The organism is Actinosynnema sp. (assembly GCF_052038725.1).
This window is the reverse complement of record NZ_JBQGCX010000759.1, coordinates 1-1,709: the sequence shown is the minus strand read 5'-3', so window position 1 is coordinate 1,709 and position 1,709 is coordinate 1. Positions and strand designations below refer to the sequence as shown.

Annotated in this window: 1 protein-coding gene and 1 pseudogene; both read right to left on the bottom strand. The window is 77.8% G+C overall.

Annotation, left to right across the window (positions count from 1 at the left end; genetic code table 11):
* Nucleotides 1-663 (bottom strand): annotated as a pseudogene (locus tag ACTUAL_RS15750) (glycosyltransferase); the annotation flags it as partial.
* A partial coding sequence (locus ACTUAL_RS15745) for a glycosyltransferase (RefSeq protein WP_440900787.1) occupies nt 660-1,709 on the bottom strand: 1,050 nt, incomplete at its 5' end. The pseudogene ACTUAL_RS15750 and the gene ACTUAL_RS15745, both read right to left, overlap by 4 nt.

Genomic DNA, 1,709 nt, shown 5'->3' with positions numbered 1-1,709 from the left:
GCCGACCGCGGCGTCGATCTCGCCCGCCACGTGCCAGTGCCACCCGGGCACGGCCCGCGCCGCCTCGCGCACGTCGGCGGCACGCACGGCGTGCCCGCCCGTGCCGAGCGCGAGGACCACGCAGCGCCCCGGCGGGCAGTCCGTCGGTGTGCCGCGGCGCGCGAGGCCGTCGAAGCGGGAGAACGCCCCGGTCCACCGGGTCCGCTCCGACCAGGGGGGCTCGGTGCCGCCGTGGGCCGAGCGCGGCCACGGCGCCAGCAGGGCGGCGGCGGTGGCGTAGCCCAGCGCGTGCGCGGGGTCCTCGCGGGTGCCGGGCTGGCGCACCGCCACGGTAGGCAGCCCGAGCAGCCGGCCCAGGAGCAGCATCTCCACCGACACGTCGACCACGAGCAGGCGGCAGCCGCTGCGGCGGGCCCACGCCGCGACGGCCTCGGCGCGCCAGAGCAGGCCGGCCTCCCCGCGCGGGGCCCAGTGCAGCGCGCCGCCCGCGGTGGGGTCCTCGGTACGGGCCGAGCCGGTGTCCGGCGGCAGCGGCAGCCACGCCACCCCGGCCGCAGGCGGGCCGCTGCCCATGCCGGTGACCTCGCCACGCAGGTGCGCGGCGACCGCCTCCAGGCGGCGCCGGTGCCCCGAGCCGTGGTCGTGGACGTACCAGCCGATCATGCCGCCGTCCGGTACATCTGCACGTACTGCTCGGCCATCGCCGTCGCGCTCAGGGTCGCGAGCGCGTGGGCGCGGACCAGCCGCCGGTCCAGCGTGAGCGCCAGCGCCGCCGCCCGGGTGAGGTCCGCGACGTCGTCGGGGGCGGCGAGCGCACCGCCGCGGGTCCCCACGACCTCGCGCAGGCCACCGCGGTCGAAGGCGGCGACGGGCGTGCCGCACAGCATCGCCTCGGCCGCGACGAGGCCGAACGGCTCGTCCCAGCACGGCGTGACCAGCGCGCACGCCGCGGACCCGACGAGGCGGGCGAGCTCGTCGGTCTGCAGGTGCCCGGCGTAGCGGACCTCGTCGGTCAGCAGCGGCTCGACCTCGCGCGCGAAGTAGGCCTGGTCGTGGACCGGTCCGGCGAGCACCACCGGGCGCCCGAGGGCCCGGGCCGCGGCCACCGCGAGGTGCGGCGCCTTCTCCGGCACGATCCGGCCCGACCACACGAGGTGCTCCCCGCCGGGCCCCGCCGGCCACAGCATCGGGTCCACGCCGTTGCCGACGACGTCGACCTCGCCGAGCACGCCCGACCAGCGCTCGGCCACGTCGCGGGAGACCGCGACGAAACGGCTGGCGAGGGCGCCGTCGACCGCCCCCGCCTCCTGCCACGCGTTGGGCGGGGTGTGCAGCGTGGTGACCATGGGCGTGCCGAGCAGCGGCGCCATGGCCAGCGGCAGGTAGTGGAGGCTGTTGTTGTGGACCAGGTCGAGGCGGTCCACGTCTCGCAGCAGCCGCGACATGGTCTGCTGCATGCACCGGTGCTCCCACAGGAAGTGGTCCGGCGGGGCGGCGATGTCGGCCCGGGCCGCCTCGGACACCGGCGGCGGCGCGAACACCGGCACGACGGTGGCGACCGAGCGGTCGCTGTCGCCGTGGGCGTACATCACGACCTCGTGACCGGCGGCGGTGAGGGACCGTGCGAGCGACCAGGTATGGGCCTCGAGCCCACCCGCGAACGGCTGGGCGACCGGGAAGCGCAGCGCCGCGACGAGACCGATCCGCAG